At 66.9% G+C, this 17,643-nt stretch carries 18 protein-coding genes, 1 tRNA gene and 1 pseudogene; 7 read left to right on the top strand and 13 right to left on the bottom strand.

Annotation, left to right across the window (positions count from 1 at the left end; genetic code table 11):
- Nucleotide 1: 1 nt before the first annotated feature.
- From BLM15_RS09590 to BLM15_RS32130, 3 genes are all read right to left on the bottom strand, one after another.
- Nucleotides 2–499, bottom strand: coding sequence for a hypothetical protein (locus BLM15_RS09590; protein ID WP_236846621.1), 498 nt, complete (start codon nt 497–499; stop codon nt 2–4).
- Between the two features lie 244 nt (nt 500–743).
- Nucleotides 744–1,271 carry a DUF1697 domain-containing protein gene (locus BLM15_RS09585; protein WP_126112535.1) on the bottom strand — a complete coding sequence of 176 codons (528 nt, stop codon included), beginning with the start codon at nt 1,269–1,271 and terminating at the stop codon, nt 744–746.
- A gap of 112 nt (nt 1,272–1,383) precedes the next feature.
- Entirely contained in the window at nt 1,384–1,506 is a 123-nt protein-coding gene (locus BLM15_RS32130) for a hypothetical protein (protein ID WP_257791807.1), read from the bottom strand.
- A 160-nt stretch (nt 1,507–1,666) separates the two neighbouring features.
- Between BLM15_RS32130 and BLM15_RS31330 the strand changes: the two genes are divergently transcribed.
- Together BLM15_RS31330 and BLM15_RS09580 are read left to right on the top strand one after the other, a co-directional pair.
- Nucleotides 1,667–1,804 (top strand): hypothetical protein, encoded by a 138-nt coding sequence (locus tag BLM15_RS31330; protein ID WP_164547461.1) that lies wholly within the window; start codon nt 1,667–1,669, stop codon nt 1,802–1,804.
- Nucleotides 1,805–1,901: 97 nt separating this feature from the next.
- Nucleotides 1,902–1,975, top strand: a tRNA-Gly gene (locus tag BLM15_RS09580).
- A 57-nt stretch (nt 1,976–2,032) separates the two neighbouring features.
- On the opposite strand, the gene BLM15_RS09575 is transcribed toward BLM15_RS09580, so the two are convergent.
- The 9 genes from BLM15_RS09575 to BLM15_RS09535 are packed head-to-tail and all read right to left on the bottom strand — an operon-like array spanning nt 2,033 to nt 11,328.
- Entirely contained in the window at nt 2,033–2,686 is a 654-nt protein-coding gene (locus BLM15_RS09575; RefSeq protein ID WP_126112534.1) for a TetR/AcrR family transcriptional regulator, read from the bottom strand.
- Between the two features lie 7 nt (nt 2,687–2,693).
- Nucleotides 2,694–3,875: a beta-ketothiolase BktB gene (bktB, locus tag BLM15_RS09570; RefSeq protein WP_126112533.1), complete on the bottom strand. Its 1,182-nt coding sequence runs from the start codon at nt 3,873–3,875 to the stop codon at nt 2,694–2,696.
- Nucleotides 3,876–3,886: 11 nt separating this feature from the next.
- Complete coding sequence (locus tag BLM15_RS09565; RefSeq protein WP_236846620.1) at nt 3,887–5,710, bottom strand: AMP-dependent synthetase/ligase; 1,824 nt, start codon at nt 5,708–5,710, stop codon at nt 3,887–3,889.
- Between the two features lie 11 nt (nt 5,711–5,721).
- Nucleotides 5,722–6,531 carry an ABC transporter ATP-binding protein gene (locus BLM15_RS09560; protein WP_126112531.1) on the bottom strand — a complete coding sequence of 270 codons (810 nt, stop codon included), beginning with the start codon at nt 6,529–6,531 and terminating at the stop codon, nt 5,722–5,724.
- A gap of 30 nt (nt 6,532–6,561) precedes the next feature.
- On the bottom strand, nt 6,562–7,746 hold the full coding sequence (locus tag BLM15_RS09555; protein WP_126112530.1) for an ABC transporter substrate-binding protein: 1,185 nt from the start codon (nt 7,744–7,746) through the stop codon (nt 6,562–6,564).
- 53 nt (nt 7,747–7,799) lie between these two features.
- Complete coding sequence (locus BLM15_RS09550; protein ID WP_126112529.1) at nt 7,800–8,840, bottom strand: branched-chain amino acid ABC transporter permease; 1,041 nt, start codon at nt 8,838–8,840, stop codon at nt 7,800–7,802.
- Between the two features lie 4 nt (nt 8,841–8,844).
- The gene (locus tag BLM15_RS09545) at nt 8,845–9,723 is read right to left on the bottom strand and encodes a branched-chain amino acid ABC transporter permease (protein ID WP_126112528.1); all 879 of its coding nucleotides are present in this window, start codon (nt 9,721–9,723) and stop codon (nt 8,845–8,847) included.
- The gene (locus BLM15_RS09540) at nt 9,723–10,538 is read right to left on the bottom strand and encodes an ABC transporter ATP-binding protein (protein WP_126112527.1); all 816 of its coding nucleotides are present in this window, start codon (nt 10,536–10,538) and stop codon (nt 9,723–9,725) included. Before BLM15_RS09540 ends, BLM15_RS09545 begins: the two co-directional genes overlap by 1 nt.
- A gap of 1 nt (nt 10,539) precedes the next feature.
- Nucleotides 10,540–11,328, bottom strand: a complete 789-nt coding sequence (locus BLM15_RS09535) for an enoyl-CoA hydratase/isomerase family protein (RefSeq protein ID WP_126112526.1) — start codon at nt 11,326–11,328, stop codon at nt 10,540–10,542.
- 397 nt (nt 11,329–11,725) lie between these two features.
- Here BLM15_RS09535 and BLM15_RS09530 point away from each other — a divergent pair, with 397 nt between their 5' ends.
- The 5 genes and pseudogenes from BLM15_RS09530 to BLM15_RS09510 all read left to right on the top strand — a co-directional run bounded on the left by BLM15_RS09530 (nt 11,726) and on the right by BLM15_RS09510 (nt 17,156).
- The gene (locus BLM15_RS09530; RefSeq protein WP_164547460.1) at nt 11,726–13,270 is read left to right on the top strand and encodes an ABC transporter substrate-binding protein; all 1,545 of its coding nucleotides are present in this window, start codon (nt 11,726–11,728) and stop codon (nt 13,268–13,270) included.
- Between the two features lie 57 nt (nt 13,271–13,327).
- Nucleotides 13,328–14,240, top strand: a pseudogene (locus BLM15_RS09525) (ABC transporter permease).
- Nucleotides 14,240–15,166, top strand: a complete 927-nt coding sequence (locus tag BLM15_RS09520) for an ABC transporter permease (RefSeq protein ID WP_126112524.1) — start codon at nt 14,240–14,242, stop codon at nt 15,164–15,166. Before BLM15_RS09525 ends, BLM15_RS09520 begins: the two are co-directional and overlap by 1 nt.
- A gap of 3 nt (nt 15,167–15,169) precedes the next feature.
- Nucleotides 15,170–16,189, top strand: a complete 1,020-nt coding sequence (locus tag BLM15_RS09515) for an ABC transporter ATP-binding protein (protein ID WP_126112523.1) — start codon at nt 15,170–15,172, stop codon at nt 16,187–16,189.
- Nucleotides 16,190–16,196: 7 nt separating this feature from the next.
- Nucleotides 16,197–17,156 carry an ABC transporter ATP-binding protein gene (locus BLM15_RS09510; protein ID WP_126112522.1) on the top strand — a complete coding sequence of 320 codons (960 nt, stop codon included), beginning with the start codon at nt 16,197–16,199 and terminating at the stop codon, nt 17,154–17,156.
- 41 nt (nt 17,157–17,197) lie between these two features.
- Here the strand turns inward: BLM15_RS09510 and BLM15_RS09505 are convergent, their stop codons facing one another.
- A complete protein-coding gene (locus BLM15_RS09505) occupies nt 17,198–17,599 on the bottom strand; it encodes a RidA family protein (RefSeq protein ID WP_164547459.1) in 402 nt (133 codons plus the stop codon).
- Between the last annotated feature and the right edge of the window lie 44 nt (nt 17,600–17,643).

Here is a 17,643-nt window from a genome sequence, read left to right as displayed (position 1 = left end):
GTCAGCCGCAGCGGGAATAGATGAAGGTGCCGTAGCGGCGGCTGGCATCCGGATCGACGAAGCGCATCACCAGCATCGACTTGCTGTGCGAGAGGATCTCGCGGTCCTGCGGGTCGCCGGCCGGCGCCTCGAAGCCGACATAGGTTTTGCCGCCACCGGACTTCAGCCTGAGCTCATAGGGCTTGGGATCGTCAGCAACATGCATCATGACGCCGTCATTTGGCCCGTTGCTGATCACATAGGGCTGCTTGCATTGCCCGCGCGCCTCCGCCTCGGTGCGCTTGCGGTCCTTGTCGGTGTGGAAGGAGGCGATGCCCCAGCGCCCGACCAGGGCGTCTCGCGAGATGCCGGATGGAGGAGGCGCGCTCGCCGCACTCCCGCCCGACGACGACAGGCCCTCACCACCGCCGCAGCCGGCCAGGAGAAGCGGTAGCAGCAGGCCACAGGCCGGGCCGCCGAGGCGCTTGGCGCTCGCAAGCTCCATATGTCTCTGTGTCATTGTCCCTCCCAGGCGTGTCATCGGCATCGATGCGAGTCGCGAAGTGGCCGGCACTTGGCACGGCAAGCTGCTTCCAGGGCGTTCAGGCGCAGCGTGCCGCGTCCGTCAGGCCGCAAGGGAACGGCTGGATTGGTCCACAGGACACTCGCAAATCGGATCGCGATCAAGCCCTCATGGTTCAGATCGGTTACTCACCTGCAGGACGGAGAAGCGCGATACGGCTCCGATGCGAGGCATGGCGTCGTCAGACAGGGGCGGAGCAGAGCGCTGCTGCCATCTCCGACAGCTTCGCGATGGTATTGATGTTGCGCGCGGTGCCTCGCGCCGCGGCCGGGATCCGGAGCTTGGAATCGCGCATCCCCGCGCCGTAGAAGACGTAGATTTCGCAGCTGCCGAGTCGCAGTTCCTCGTCATTGCGGCCGCGGACATCGTCGAGCGCATCGGCCGGCGGCGGCTCGTCGAGGAAGATAGCGACGACCCGGTTCGGTGGCTGATCGGCAAAAGGATTGGCGCGGTGTACCGCAGCCATCTGATCGGCCGTGCGCACGATCACGCCGACCGGCTTGCCGGCATAGTCGTGGAGCCGCCGCTCCAGCGCCGTCTTCACCTGCGCCGCGCTGCCTTCAGCGCGGAACACGACATTGCCGCTGGCGATGTAGGTCGCGATCTTCGTGAAGTCCGCTTCCACGCACATCGCCTTCAGATCCGACATGGCGAGCTTGCCGGTGCCGCCGACATTGACCGCACGCAACAAGGCCACATAGCTCGGCATCGTTTCCTCGCCTCTCGATGGGCGAAGGCTAGTGCCTAAACCGAAACCAGGCCAGACAGCCAGCGCTTGCCGGTGCCCGGCGCCAGGCATATCGGCGCTGGCGGGAAAGAGATCAGCGCAGCAGCATGAGCAAAGCGAGCGCGCCCGCGCCATGGACCAGCATCATCTGCCAGACAGGCACCGCGGCGAGGACCTCGGCTCTGAATGGACAGCGCAGATCGTCGAAGTCGGACATGTCGCTTCCCCCAACGTCACGCTAGCGGCCCGCCATTCCGTCTTCCACCCCCATTTGGGGGGATTTTGTCGCAGCGGGCTCGAATTTCGCTCTTTCACCCCCAAATGGGGGCAGTCGCACGGCGTGACCCCGCTAGGCTTGCCGTTGGGGAAGAGGGATTATGGGAATCGCACTTTTCAGCACGGCGGTGGCCGCGGCCGGCGCCCTGGCCTTCGGCACGCTTGCCGGAGGGGCGGCGCTCGGCGCGTTCACCGGCGCCGCGATCTGGCTCGGCCGACTGGCGTTGAGCGATACGTAAATGCGTCCGCCTGCCGCCGCCGCAGGTGGATGACGCCATCTTCTTTCCTGCGATGGGTTGACACCTACCGGTCGGATGCGGAATTTGGCGGCCCGGCGCGGGTGTAGCTCAATGGTAGAGCAGCAGCCTTCCAAGCTGAATACGAGGGTTCGATTCCCTCCACCCGCTCCAACCCCACACTAGTTTCGCGTTCGTCCCGCCTTGCTGCGGGTTTCACCGACTCCCTGGTTAGGGGCTGACGCGGCGGGCGCTTTGCGCGCTGTGCTCGAGCGCCCCGATACCGTTGACGAAGAGCCCGATCGTCTCGCGGGCGATATTGTCGACGGAGAGCGGCCCGGCCGGGTCATGCCAGCGGGCGATCCAGCTCAGCGCGCCCGCGGCTGCGAAGGCGAGCAGCTTGGGGTCGCAGGAGCGGATCGAGCCGTCGGCGATGCCGGCCTCGATCAGCCCGCGGAAGCGCTTGTCGATCTTGCCCTTGAGGGCGCGCAGTTCCTTGCGCGTCTCGGCCGGCAGCGGGTCTTCGCCGACGAGGATGAGGCAGCGCCCGAAATCCTCGGTGACGATGTGGGCATATTCGGTCCAGAGCACGATCAGCCGGTCGAGGCCGCTGCCGCCGCTGCGCCTGGCCTCGGCCGAGGCGGCGGCGGCATCGAGCCGCTCCAGACCGATGCGCACGCATTCAAACAGGATCTCGTCCTTGCTGCGCACGTAATGGTAGATCGTCGGCTTGGTGATGTTCAGGCGCTCGGCGACATCGTCGAGCGAGGTCCGGTGAAACCCCTGCTCGCTGAAGGCCTGCGCCGCGACGCGCAGCACGGCCTCACGCTTCAAGGCACGCTCATGCTCGCGCTGCGCCGGCGTCTTCCAGAGGGCTGTCGCCATGACCTGCTCAGGCCCGCTCGATCGCGAGCGCGATGCCCTGGCCGCCGCCGATGCACATCGTCACCAGCCCGTAGCGGCCGCCGGTGCGCTTCAGCTCATAGGCCGCCTTCAGCGTGATGATCGCCCCGGTCGCCCCGACCGGATGGCCGAGCGCGATCGCGCCGCCATTGGGATTGACCTTGGCCGGATCGAAGCCGAGCTCCTTGGCGACCGCGCAGGCTTGCGCGGCGAAGGCCTCGTTCGACTCGATCACGTCGAAATCCCCGAGCGACAGCCCGGTGCGCTTGAGCAGCGCCTTGACCGCCGGCACCGGGCCGATGCCCATCACCCCCGGCTCGACGCCGGCATGAGCGTAGCCGACGATACGCGCAAGGATCGGCTTGCCCTCGCGGCCGGCGCGACCTTCCTCCATCAGCACCATCGCGGCGGCGCCGTCATTGATGCCCGAGGCATTGCCCGGGGTGACCGTGCCGTCCTTCTTGAAGGTCGGGCGCAGGCCCTTCAGCGTCTCCGCCGTGGTGCCGGGCTTGGGATGCTCGTCGGTGTCGAAGCTGATCGTGTCCCGGCCCTTGCGGACCTCGACCGGCAGGATCTGCTCGCGGAAGCGGCCGGCAGCGATCGCCTCGGCGGCGCGGCGCTGGCTCTCGGCAGCGAAGACGTCCTGTGCCTCGCGATCGATGCTATAGCGCTCGGCGACGTTCTCGGCGGTGATGCCCATGATGCCGTTGCCGAACGGGTCGGTCAGGATGCCGGTCAGATGGTCGGAAGCGACCGTATCGCCCATGCGCTGGCCGAAGCGGGCGGTCGAGAGCAGATGCGGCGCGCGGCTCATCGTCTCGGCGCCGCCGGCGACGGCGGTGTCGCAATCGCCGAGCATGATCGCTTGGGCGGCCGAGACGATCGCCTGCACACCGGAGCCGCAGAGCCGGTTCAGCGTCATCGCCGGCACCTCGACCGGGATGCCGGCATCGATAGCGGCGATGCGCGCGAGATAGGCGTCCTTGGATTCGGTCAGGATGACGTTGCCGAACACGACATGGCCGACCTCCGAGGCCGGCAGCTCGGACCGGCGCAGCGCCTCGCCGACGCAAGCTGCGCCGAGCTGCGTCGGCGCATGGCTGGAGAGCGCCCCGCCGAAGGTTCCGATCGCGGTGCGCACGCCCGCGGTGATGACGACATGACGGCTCATGGAACTCTCCTTCAGGCTGGTTCTGCCTGCCGTTCGGACTTGTACAAGGCCTCGATCTCGGCGGCGTATTTCTTTGCGATGTTGGCGCGGCGCACCTTCATCGTCGCGGTGACCTCGTCGTCGTCATGGTCGAGCTCCTTGACGAGGAGGTGGAAGCGCTTGAGCTGCGCCACAGGTGCGAGCTGACTGTTCGCCTGCTCGATTTCGGTGGCGACGAGCTCGCGCACGCGCTCGTGCTCGGCCAGGCTGCGGAAATGGGTGAAGGCGATGCGGTTCTCCTCGGCCCATTTGCCGACGGTCTCGGCGTCGATCTGGATGAGCGCGGAGGGGTAGCGGCGGCCGTCGGCGACGACGATGCACTCCTTGATGAAGGCGCTGCCCTTCACCGTGTTCTCGATCTCCGACGGGCTGAGGTTCTTGCCGCCGGCAGTGATCATGATGTCCTTGAGACGATCGACGATCCGCACCTGACCGCCCTCGATCACGGCGACGTCGCCGGTGTGGAGCCAGCCGTCGCGCAGCACGCCTGCCGTCGCCTCGGGATTGCGGAAATAGCCCTCGAAGACGATGTCGCCGCGCAGCAGGAGTTCGCCCTGATCGCCGAGCTTGAGCTCGGTGCCGGCGACGGCCTCGCCGACTGAAGCAGGCAGCAGGCGCTCGCGGCGCTGGCCGACTGACATGCCCGAGGTCTCGGTCAGCCCGTAGACCTCGACCAGCGGCACGCCGAGCGTGCGGAAGAACTGGACGATCCGCGGCGGGATCGGTGCCGCGCCGGTCAGCGCGACCTTGGCTTTGCGCAGGCCGATGAAGTTCTGCAGCGCCCGGAAGATAACGAGGTGGTAGAAGCCCGCGATCGCCTTCTCGCGCAGGCCGCGCGCGGCTTTCGGCTTGGTGGCGAAGGGCTCGCAGGCGGCAAGGCCGGCCTCGAACAGGCGCCGGCGCCAGCCGCCGGCCTCCATCAGCTTGATGTGGATCGCCGCGTGCAGCTTCTCCCAGATGCGGGGGACGCCGAGGAAGAGCGTCGGCGCGACCTCGCGCAGATCCTCCTGCACGGTGCGGATCGACTCGCCGAAGGAGACGCAGGAGCCGGCATAGATCGGCGCCATCGTGCTCAGCATCTGCTCGGCGACATGGCAGAGCGGCAGATAGGACAGGTTGGTCGTCGCGGCATCATAGCCAAGCCGCTCGACCACGCCGGCCGCCTGGGCGCGCATATTGCGATAGCTCAGCATCGCGCCCTTGGGCTTGCCGGTCGAACCGGAGGTGTAGACCATCAGGCCGATATCGGCCGGCGTCTGGGCGGCGAGGCAGGAATCGACCAGTCCGGGGTGCGCGGTCTCATGCTCGGCGCCGAGCCGCAGCACCTCGGTGAAGGCGACGACCAGCTCCGAGGCGTAACCCCGCAGGCCCTTGGGATCGATCACCACGATGCGCTTCAGCCGGGGCAGCTCCTCCAGCCGCTCCAGCACCTTGTCGGTCTGCTCCTGGTCCTCGCAGACCACAATCTCGACCTCGGCATGGCCCAGCACATAGGCGACCTCGTTGGCCGGGCTCGTCGCATAGACGCCGATCGCGACGGCGCTGACCATGCCGGCGCCGAGCTGGGCTACGACCCATTCGGCGCGGTTCTCCGAGAGGATGCCGACATGCCCGCCTTCGGCGAGGCCGAGCGCGCGCAGTCCGAGGCCGAAATGGCGGGCGCGGCGGTCGTATTCGGCCCAGCTGATCGGCAGCCAGATGCCGAAATCCTTCTGCCTGAGCGCGATGCGCTCCGGCATGGTCCGCGCATTCTCGCGCAGCATCTGCGGCAGAGTGAGGTTCGGAAGCTCGCGCATTGCCGCCATCCCTACGAGAGCCAGCGCTTGCGGCGCTTGTAGTGCTTGATGTCGCGATAGCTGCGCTCAGCCCCGGCGCCGCCGAGGCCGAGATAGAATTCGCGCACGTCCTGGTCGCGCATCAGCTTCTCGACCGGGCCGTCGATCACGACCTTGCCCATTTCGAGGATATAGCCGTAATTCGCCACCGCGAAAGCGACGGCGGCGTTCTGCTCGACCAGCAGCATCGAGACCTTCTGCTCGGCATTGATGCGGGCGATGATCGCGAAGATTTCCTCGACCAGCTTTGGCGCGAGGCCGAGCGAGGGTTCGTCGAGCAGGATCAGCGAGGGCCTGGCGATCAAGGCTCGCCCGATCGCCAGCATCTGCTGCTCGCCGCCGGAGAGATAGCCGGCGAGCCCCTTGCGGCGCTCGTGCAGCCTTGGGAAGTAGTCATAAACGAGGTCAAAATCGGCTGCGGGCAGCTTGCGCCCGGTCAGCGCGAAGGTCGCGGCGGTGAGATTCTCCTCGACCGTCAGATCCTCGAAGATGCGCCGCCCCTCCATGACGTGAAAAAGTCCACGCCGGACCAGGCCGTGCGGGGTCAGGCTGGCGATATCGTCGCCGCGGAAGCGGATGGCGCCGGCGGTGACGTCGCCATCCTCGAGCGAGAGCAGGTTCGACACCGCCTTCAGCAGCGTCGACTTGCCGGCGCCGTTCGAGCCGAGAAGGGCAACGATCTCGCCCTCCGGCACTTGCAGCGACAGCCCGCGCAGCACCTGCACGGTCCGGTTATAGACCACCTCGACGTTGTTGACGTCGAGCACCGCGGGACCGGCCATGACCTCTAGCCCTTCATCCGGCAGTTGCCGTCACAGCTTGATCCAGTCGGAGGCCGGCTGCATCTGCTTGGCCTTGGCGTCGAAGCGGTAGATGCGCCCGACCGGCACGGAGTTGCCGGGGATCGAGATCGGCACGCCGAACAGCCCACCGGTGTCGAAATCCTTGATGCTGTTGAGCCCGGCCTTGAGGTTGACGCCGGTCAGCTCCTTGCCGGCATCGAGCGTGCGCTTCACCGCCTCGGCCATCAGCATGGCGGTGACGAAGCCCTGGAGATAGCCGGTCGACTGGTATTCCGGGCGCATCTGCCGGATCTTCTCCAGCATCGGCGAGGAGCCTTCCTTGTCGTAATAGTAGCGGTACGGCATCACGCCCATGAAACCCTCGGCCGCGTCGCCCATGCGCTGCACCGTCGAGTTGTCCATCGTCCAGAACGTGCCCATGAACTGGCTCTTCATGCCCATCTGCTTCGCCTGCGCGACGAATTCCGGGATCGGCGCCAGCACATAGCCGTGGAAGATCGTGAAGTCGGGATTGGCGCGGCGCAGCTTCAGCACCTCGGTCGAGACGTCGACGCTGCCGGGCGGCGTCACGATCTTCTCGACGACGCTGAGCTTCAGCTCCTTGGCGACGGCTTCGCTCGGCACGATCGGATCGCGGCCGAACTCGCTGTCGGAATAGACGAAGGCGACGCGGGCGCCCGGCTTCTCCTTGGCGATGTAGCGCAGCAGGATGCCGAACATCTCGGTGTAGTCGGGCCCCGCCATGAACTGCAGCGGGAACTTCTTGGGATCGTTGAGCTCGGTCGCGAAGGAGGCGCCGGCCATGATCATGCTGCCGCGCCGGTCGAGCTCGGGATTGATCGTCTTCGAGAAGCCGGTCGAGTCGCCGTAATAGAGCGAGACCTTCTCCTGGCTGGTGATCTTGTTGAAGGCGGCGACCGAGGCGTCGACCTTGTAGGCGGTATCCTCGGCGACGTACTTGATCTTGCGGCCCTTGATGCCGCCGCCATCGTTCAGGATCTTGAGATAGTCCTGGATACCGGCATGGATGCCGACGCCGGCGAAGGCGAAGACGCCGGTCAGCGGGATCGAACCGCCGAGCACGATGTCGCCGCCCTCCTGCGCCGCGAGCGGCCTGATGCCGAGCGCCAATCCGCCTGCGAGCGTCGCGGTGCCGGCCAGGAGCTGGCGCCTGTCGATGAGCTTGTCCGTCATGTCATCCTCCCTAGGGTTGGCTGCTCTTGATGGCAGCCGTTTCAGCGAAGTGCTCAGGTCCTGAACGGCCAGAGATGGAAGAAGCGCCGCAGCCGCCGCCAGATTTCGGCGAGGCCGCGCGGCTCGAAGATCAGGAAGCCGACGATCAGCCCGCCGAAGACGATGGTGCGCACCGGCGCCAGCGCCGCGAGCGCGTCCGGATAGAACGGCGTCGCCCAGTTCGCGACGAACTTCAAAAGCTCCGGCACCAGCGTCATGAAGACCGCGCCGAGGATACCGCCGAGGATCGTGCCCATGCCGCCGACGATGATCGCGGCGAGGTAGAAGATCGAATTGACCAGCGGAAAGCTCTCCGGCGTGACCACCCGGAAGAAATAGGCCCAGAGCCCACCGGCGAGGCCGGCATAGAAGGACGAGATCGCAAAGCTCGTGAGCTTGTAGCGCAGCAATGGAATGCCGAGCACCTCGGCCGAGATGTCGCGGTCGCGGATAGCGATGAAGGCGCGCCCGATCCTGGTGCGCAGCAGGTTGGCCGCGCCGAGCACCATCAGGCAGGTCACCGGCATGATCAGCCAGTAGAGCGAGAAGGGCTGGTCGAGCGTCAGCCCAAACAGGTGTGCCGGCGGCATCGACAGGCCGCGCGACTCGCCCGTCAGGCTCCAGTGCGCGAACAGGAAATGCAGGATGACCGAGGCCGCGATGGTCGCGATGGCGAGATAGAGCCCCTTCACCTTGAGGCTGGGGATGCCGACGAGGATGCCGATCATCGCGGCGAGGCCGGCGCCGACCAGAAGGTTGATGAAGAAAGGCGTTCCGAGCCGGATCTCCAGCACGGCGACCGTATAGGCGCCGACGCTCATGAAGGCGGCCTGGCCGAGGCTGACGAGGCCGGTATAGCCGGTGAGCAGGTTCAGGCCCGTCGCGCTCGCGACATTGATCGCGCAGAGGCAGGCGAGGAAGAGCCAATACGGGCTGGCAACGAACGGAAAGGCGATCGCGCAAAGCGCGAGCAGCCCCAGCAGCACGCGTTGCGTCGGGGTGTCGAACAGCGCCTCGTCGGCGGCATAGCTGGTCTTGAGCGTGCCGATCCGCATGGCGCTAGAGCCTTTCGATCTCGTGCGTGCCGAACAGCCCGTAGGGACGGACCATCAGCAACACGAGCAGCAGCGCGAAGGTGACGACGAGCTTGAACTCGCCGCCGAGGAAGGCGCCGGCGAGCGCCTCGACCAGTCCGATCAAGAGGCCGCCGACCAGCGCGCCGGCAATCGAGTCTAGCCCGCCGATGATGACGACGACGAGCACCGAGAGGCCGAACACGCCCATGGTCGGCGATATCCCGCCGATCGCTCCGATCAGCACGCCGGCGCCGGCAGCAGTGGCGCAGGCGAGGATCCATGCGACCGAGAAGACGCGGGGAACGTCGATGCCGACCGAATAGGCCGCGCCCTGGTCGGCCGCCGTCGCCTTCAACGCGACCCCGCCGCGCGAGAAGCGGAACAGCGCCAGAAAGAGCCCGATCACCACGGCTGCCGCGACGAAACCGATCGCGACCTTCGGCGCGAGATAGGCCTCGCCGATGAAGACCGGTGTCGACGGCATGAATTCGGGCAAACGCAGCGGATCGGCGCCCCAGCCGAGCTGCACCACGCCGGCCAGGATCGAGCCGAGGCCGATCGTCACCATGAACACCGAGATCGGGCTTTCGCCGAGCATTGGCCGGATCAGGGCGCGTTCGACCAACCAGCCGAGCGCGCCGCCGGCCGCGATGGCGAACGGCAATGCGAGCCACGGCGATAGTCCGAGCCCGGCGGCGAAGCCGAGGAAGGCATAGCCGCCGAGCATGAGGATCTCGCCGATGGCGAGGTTCACGACCCGCGTCGCCTTGTAGATCAGGACGAAGGCGACGCCGGTCAGCGCATAGAGTGCGCCGGCGCCGAGGCCGGCCAATGTCACTTCGGCGAGAAAGAGCGTATCCATCACGCCGCCTCCGCCTTGATCCGGCGCGCGATCGCGCCGACATCGCCCGAGCCGAGATAGGCGGCGACCACGGCGTCGTTGCCTTGCACCTCGCGCGGCGTGCCGCTGGCGATGACCTGGCCGAAATTCAGCACCACGACATGGTCGGAGATGTCCATCACCATGCCCATGTCGTGCTCGACCATCAGGATGGTGACGCCCCATTCCTCCTTCACGTCGAGGATGAAGCGGGCCATGTCCTCGGTCTCCTCGCGGTTCATGCCCGCGACCGGTTCATCGAGCATCAGGATGCGCGGGCGCATGGCCAGCGCCCGCGCCAGCTCGACGCGCTTCTGCAGCCCGTAGGAGAGCGTGCCGACCGAGGCGTTGCGGATGTGCTGGATCTCGAGGAAATCGATGATGCGCTCCTCGATCTCGGCCCGCAGCTCCAGTTCCTCTTTCTGGGCCCGGCCCCAATAGAACAGCGCGTCGAGCACGCCGGTGCGCATATGGGCGTGGCGGCCGAGCTTGATGTTGTCGAGCACGGTCATGCCGCGGAACAGCGCGATGTTCTGGAAGGTGCGGGCGAGGCCGCGCGCGGCGCGCTGCGGGGCCCGCACGCCGTCGAGACTCTCGCCGGCGAAGCGGATGCTGCCGGCCTGCGGCCGATAGAAGCCCGAGATCGTGTTGAACAACGAGGTCTTGCCGGCGCCGTTCGGGCCGATCACTGCGGTGATCGCGCCTTCCGGGACCGAGAACGAGACGTCGCTGAGCGCACGCACCCCGCCGAAGGCGAGCGAGACGCCCGACACCTCCAGAATGGGCGAAGCGACCATTTCAGCGCCCCTCGAACTGCGGCGGCCGCTTGGCCAGGAAGGCTTGCGCGCCCTCCCTGAAGTCGGCCGTTCGCGTGCCGGCGAGGAAAGCCTCGCGTTCGAGATCGAGCTGGGCGGGAAGATCGTTGCTGAACGAGCGTCCGATGAGATGTTTGATCTGGGCATAGGCCGCCGTCGGCCCCTGTGCGAGCCGGCGCGCCAGCGAGATCGCCTCGGATTGCAGCGAAGCTGTGGGCACAACCCTGTTGACCAGTCCGAGCACCTGCGCCTCTGCCACGCCGATCGGCTCGGCCAGCAAGGCGAGTTCGAGCGCCTTGCGCTCGCCGACGAGGCGCGGCAGCCGATAGGTCGCCGAGCCGTCGGGGGAGGCGCCAATGCGCGAATAGGCCATGGTGAAGACGGCATCGTCCGCCGCGATGCAAAGATCGCAGGCCAAGGCGAGACTGAAACCCGCTCCAGCGACCGGGCCTTGGACGGCTGCGAGCGTCGGCAGCTTCAGGGCATCCAGCGCGCGCAATGCCGTGTGGAACGGGTCGATGATCGCCTCGACCGCGGCTGCCGGGTCTTCCACGGTGAAGCGGGCGACATCGCCGCCGGCACAGAAGGCGCGCCCCTCGCCACGCAACAGCAGGACGCGCGCCGTGCCATCCTGCGCGATGCGTTCGATCGCATCCGCAAGGCTGCGCGCCATGTGCGGGTCGATCGCGTTGAGCACGCGCGGACGATTGAGCGTGACGGTGGCGACTGCCTGCTCGATCGTGAGCAGCACCGGGCTTTCGGCCTGGTCCATGACGTTCCCCTTGAGCCCACGGTCGTTTGCCGCCGCGGTATCTCCTGCTCTACTCGATATTCCTGAGCTTACTCGTGAGTAAGGCGAAACCTGAGGGCATACGCTATGCGCAATTGCGCACGGCCGGGATTGTCGAAACGGAACGGGTGCGTGGTTCTCCGCGATGGGCCTCGCCCGCTGCACCCTCGCTCGTGGAGCAGGCGGAGCAGCTTGCAGCGGGGATTAGGGCGCTCATCTTCAGTCCTACAAACCGCTGTCACGGCAAAATTTGTAATTTTTATTGGCTGTAACAGCAATCTGAATTGACAGATTCAACGTAAAGCGCAAATTTAATGGAAGGCATCTGTGGCCCATCGAGGCCCCGACAAGGATGACAGGTGCCCCAGGGAGGATCGCGATGTTCAAACGCTCGATGGCGGCGCTTGTCGGCAGTGTCATGGCTTGCGTGGCATTCGCCCCTCCGGCAATCGCCGGAAAGGCCGATGATACCCTGACCTGGGCGACGTCGACCGAGATCGACACCTTCGACATCTATTATCAGGGACTGCGCGAAGTGGTCATCGCGACCATGTTCAACTGCGACTCCCTGTTCCATCGCGATCCCGCCAGCGGCGAATACAAGCCGCTCCTGGCTTCCTCCCATCGCTGGGTCGACGACGTTACGCTCGAGGTCGAGCTGCGCAAGGGCATCAAGTTCCATGACGGCACCGAACTCGATGCCGAGGATGTGGTCTCGACCTTCCGCCATGTGATGCCAGCCGATAGCGGCATCAATGTCCGCCTCGCGATCGACTGGATCAAGTCGGTCGAGGCGGTCGATCCGCACAAGGTCCGCTTTGTCGCCAAGGCGCCGACGCCGGCCGCGCTCGAATTCCTCTCGGGCAACACCGCGATCTATCCGTCAGGCCATTACGACAAGGCGCCTGTCGTCAGCGCTGCCGGCGGCAAGACCCGGCGCGACTGGGGCGCGGTCCGGCCGGTCTGCACCGGCCCCTACATCATGAAGGACTTCAAGGCCGGCCAATCCGCTACCTTCGTGAAGAACCCCGACTACTTCAAGGAAAGCCCGAAAGGGCAGCCGAAGATCGGCAAGATCGTCTACCGCACCATCGCCGACAACGAGGCGCAGCTCGCAGAACTCCTCGCCGGCACGGTCGACTGGATCTGGGGCGTGCCGCCCGAGAACGTGCCGCAGCTCTCTTCCATGGGCGTGACCGTCAAGGCTGCGCCGACCACGCGGATGTCCTTCCTGCTGTTCGACGCCGCCGGCCGCTCCGGCGATACCCCGCTCAAGGACGTCCGGGTCCGCCAGGCAATCTTCCACGCCATCGACCGGGAGGCGATCGCCAAGCTCGTTGGCAATTCGGCGGAGGTGCTGAAATCGATGTGCTACCCGACGCAGATCGGCTGCACCGCCGACGTCACCCAGCACGCCTATGATCCGGCCAAGGCCAAGGCGCTGCTGGCCGAGGCCGGCTATGCCAAGGGGCTCAAGCTTCCCTTCTACGCCTATCGCGATAAATCCTATTCGGAAGCGGTGCTCGCCTATCTGCGCGCCGTCGGCATCGAGCCCGATTTCCGCTTCATCCAGAACGTCGCGCTGCGGCCATTGATCATCGGCGGCAAGGCCGAGCTCGCGCATCTGACCTGGGGCTCGCAGGGCATGCAGGACGCCTCCGCCTCGGTCAGCCTCTATTTCAAGTTCGGCGCCGACGATTATGCCCGCGACGCCGAGGTCAGGGACCTGCTCGACAAGGCCGACAGCACCATGGACCCGGCGCAGCGCCGTGGCCTCTACGCCAAAGCCCTGGAGCGGATCAATGCCCAGGCGTATGGCGTGCCGCTCTTCGCTTATGGCCGGGCCTACGCCTACACCAAAGACCTCGACTATCCGGTGACCCCGGACGAGCTCGCCCATTTTTATCTGGCGCGCTGGAAGTAGCTGGCATCGGGCTGGGCGGCTGGCTCCGGCCGGTCGCCTCGCCGCACGGAGTGCGGAATGGGTTCCTTCGTCCTGAAGCGGTTGCTGGTCACCGTCCTCGTCCTGATCGTCGTCTCGATCATCTCTTTCTCGCTCGTCCATCTCTCCGGCGACCCGGCGGTGGCGATGGCGGGCGAGCGCGCCTCGCCGGAGCAGATCGCCGAAATCCGCAAGGCTTACGGCTATGACCGGCCTTTCCACGAGCAGTATCTGAATTGGGTCGGCCGCTTCGTCAGCGGCGATTTCGGCCGCTCGACCTATCTCAAGGAGGATGTCGGGCCGGTCCTGGCGCGGCATATCCCGATCACCGCGACGCTCGGCGTGCTGGCGCTCGCCTTCGCGCTGCTCGTCGCGGTGCCGCTCGGCGTGATCGCCGCGCTCTGGCCCAACACGATCATAGACCGGATCGCGCTGGTCCTGGCTGTGGCCGGGCAGGCAATGCCGTCCTTCCTGTCCTCGCTCGCCCTGATCTACGGCTTCGGCGTCATGCTGCGCTGGCTGCCGGTCTCCGGCACGGCGACATGGCAGCACTACATCCTGCCGGCGGTGGCGCTCGGCTATTACGCGGCGCCGGCGATCATGCGCCTGACCCGCTCGGGCATGATGGACGTGCTCCGACCATGTCCGCACCGCGCGTGCCTATGGGCTCAGCCCCTGGCGGGTCGTGCTGCGCCATGGCCTGCGCCACGCGATCATTCCGGTGGTGGCGGTCGCGACCGTGCAGTTTGGCTACATGCTCGGCGGCTCGGTCGTGGTCGAGGCAGTGTTCTCGATGAACGGGCTCGGCAACCTCGCCTGGCTCTCGATCCGCCGCTACGACGTCGAGGTCATCCAGGCGATCCTGCTCGTGATCGCCGCGACCTATGCGGTGCTGACGCTCGCGGCCGATCTCCTGAACGCCGCCCTCGACCCCCGGATCCGGACGAGCTGATGGCCGATACCAGCCTCATCGACGGCGCATCGGCGCCGGTATCCGCGACACCTTCGGCAAAGCCGATGCCGACGCCCGGCCAGATCGCGTTGCGGCGTATGGCCCGGCATCCCGGCTTCTGGTTCGGTGGGGGCGCGCTCGCCGTCTTCGTCCTCGCGGCGATCGCCGCGCCCCTGCTGACGCCCTATGATCCCGGCACGCAGGATCTGGCGCGTCGTCTGGCGGCGCCGGTCTGGAACAGCGCCGGCAGCTGGCAGCATCCGCTCGGCACCGACCATCTCGGCCGCGACTATCTCGCGCTGCTGCTCTATGGCGCCCGCATCTCGCTGTTCGTCGGCTTCGCCACGGTGCTGATCTCCGGGCTGATCGGTACGGTCCTCGGCGTCGCGGCAGGGTACTGGGGTGGGCGCGTCGATCTCTTCGTCAACTTCCTGCTGACCGTCCGCCTGACCCTGCCAGTCGTGCTCGTCGCGCTCGTCGCTGTTGCGGTGCTCGGCCAATCGCTGCCCTTGCTGGTGCTTGTGATCGGCGGCCTGCTCTGGGACCGGCTGGTGATCGTGACGCGGACCGCGACGCAGCAGCTGGTCGGCCGCGAATTCGTCACCGCCGCCCGCGCCATCGGCAGCTCGACGCCGCGCATCCTGCTGCGCGAGATCCTGCCGAACATCACCAGCGCGCTGATCGTCGTCGGCACACTGGAACTCGCTCGCGCCATCCTGATGGAGGCGACGCTGACCTTCCTCGGGCTCGGCATCCAGCCGCCACTCACCTCCTGGGGTCTGATGATTTCCGAGGCGAAGAGCCAGTTCCTGTTCCGGCCCTGGCTGATCGCCATTCCGGGCACGGCGCTCATCCTGCTGATCCTGGCGATCAACGTCCTGGGCGATGCGCTGCGCGACGTCCTCTCGCCCGAGGGGAGGGCCTGAGCCATGGCGCCCCTGCTCGAAATCCGCAATCTCAGCCTGGAAATCCCGGTCAATGATGGTCTGCTGCGCCCGATCCGCAGCGTCGATCTCATCGTCGAACGCGGCGAGACCGTCGCCATCGTCGGTGAATCCGGCTGCGGCAAGAGCCTGACCTCGCTCGCAGTGATGGGTTTGCAGCCGCAGAACGCGCGGCTGTCGGCCGAGCGCCTCGCTTTCCAGGGCGAGTCCCTGCTTGGGCTCGACCGGCGGCGCTGGCAGGCGATCCGCGGCAAGCGCATCGCGATGATCTTCCAGGACCCGATGACGGCCTTCGACCCCTGTTATCGCATGGGCGACCAGATGGCCGAGATCCTGCGCCAGCATCGCCGGGTCTCCCGGGCCGAGGCGCGAGAGCGGATCGTCGCCCTGCTGCGGCGGGTCGGCGTTCCCGCACCGGAGGACCGGCTCGATCAGTTTCCGCACCAGCTCTCGGGTGGCTTGCGCCAGCGCATGATGATCGCAACCGCACTGCTGTGCGAGCCCGAGCTGATCATCGCCGACGAGCCGACGACCGCGCTCGACGTCACCATCCAGGCGCAGATCCTGCGTCTTCTCGCCGAAATACAAAAAGAGACCGGCGTCGGGCTGATCCTGGTCACGCACGATATCGGTGTCGTCGCCGGTCTCGCCGACCGGGTGGTCGTCATGTATGGCGGCGAGGTGGTCGAGAGCGGCACCACCGACGAGGTGCTTGGCAGCCCGCGTCATCCCTATACGGCCGGGCTGATGCGCTCGATCCCGGTGCCGGGGCGCACCCGCCGCGGCCAGCCGCTGGGCTACATCCCGGGCCTCGTCCCGCGCCCGATCGCGCCGCTGACGGCCTGCGGCTTCCTCGATCGCTGCGAATTCCGGCATGAGGCCTGCGCCGCGGCGCCCGTTCCCCTGCGCAGCGGTACCGGCGGGCGCCAGTTGCGCTGCCTATTGCCGATCGAGGCGCTGCGCCAACCGGCCGTGCCGCTCGCCGCTGCGACGGCTATCGCATGAGGACAAGATGAGCCTGCTCGAAATCACCGGCGCGACGCGCAACTATCAGGTCAGCGCCGGCCTGCGCCGCGGGCGGGTGCTGCAGGCGGTGCGCGGCATCGACCTCGCGGTCGAGGAGGGCGAGATCCTCGCCATCGTCGGCGAGTCCGGCTGCGGCAAGAGCACGCTCGCCCGGCTGCTGCTTGGCATCGAGGAGCCGAGCTCGGGCAGCATCACAGTCGGCGGCAAGCCGATCGGCGCCTATGGCCGGGTCGAGCGCGCCAGGCTGATCCAGCCGATCTTCCAGGACCCGTATTCCTCGCTCAATCCGCGCATGACGGTGGCAAGCGCGATCGCGGCGCCGCTCGAAGTGCGCGGCGTCGGCAATGGTCGCTCGCGCCTCGCAGCTGTGCACGAGATCATGGATGCGGTGGGGCTGGCGCGTTATCTCGCCGGCGCCTATCCGAGCCAGCTCTCGGGTGGGCAGCGCCAGCGCGTCGCCATCGCCCGCGCTTTGATCGGCGAGCCCAAGATCCTGATCTGCGACGAGCCAACCTCGGCGCTCGATGTCTCCGTCCAGTCGCAGATTCTCAACCTGCTCGCCCGCCTGCACCGCAGCTTCCGGCTGACCATCGTGCTGATCAGCCATAACCTCGCCGTGGTCGGCCATCTCGCCGACCGGGTCGCGGTGATGTATCTCGGCAAGGTCGTCGAGGCCGGGCCGACCGAGGCGGTCTTCGCCGAGCCGCGCCACCCCTATACGCGCGAGCTGATGCAGGCGATCCTGCCGCCCGAGCCCGGCCGTGGCTTGCCGGAGCTTCGTCTCAAGGGCGAGTTCCCGAGCCCGCTGGCGCCGCCGGCCGGCTGCGCCTTCAATCCGCGCTGCGTTCGGGCGAGCGCTGCCTGCCGCGAAGCCGTGCCGGAGCTCATCGGCAGCGAGCGCCTCGTCGCCTGCCACTATCCCTTGCGCGAGCCCGTCCACGCTTGATGGCGAAGCAGCCTGGGGCTGCTCCGCCACCGGCTACCGGATCAATCGCGCTTGGCTGCAGTGAGATCGGCTTCGACCAGCCACTCCGACAGAGCAAGCCCGGCGACCACGACTGCGGTCGTGGCGGGCGGATTGCCATTGAAATAGCGGTTGCGGATATTGGCGTAGGTGATGATGTCGGCCGGCTTCAGGCAGTAGGCGGTGATCTTCACGACATCGGCAAAGCTCATGCCGGCGGAGGCGAGGATCGCCTCGAAATTCGCCATCAGCTGTTCGACCTGCTCCTCCAGCGTCGCTGGTAGCGAGCCGTCGCGGCGCACGCCGACCTGGCCGGCGACATAAAGCTGGCGGCTGTTGGTCGGGACCTCGACGCCATGCGCGTAGAGGTTCTGCGTTGGCGGCGCGACGGCGTCGGGGTTGTGACGAAGGTTGGCTGAGGTCATCGCTCGTCTCCTGTCGTTTTGCGAAAGCCGATGCATGCGCCGCC

This window comes from Bosea sp. Tri-49 (assembly GCF_003952665.1).
Classification (GTDB): domain Bacteria; phylum Pseudomonadota; class Alphaproteobacteria; order Rhizobiales; family Beijerinckiaceae; genus Allobosea.
This window is presented reverse-complemented; position numbering and strand designations above follow the sequence as displayed.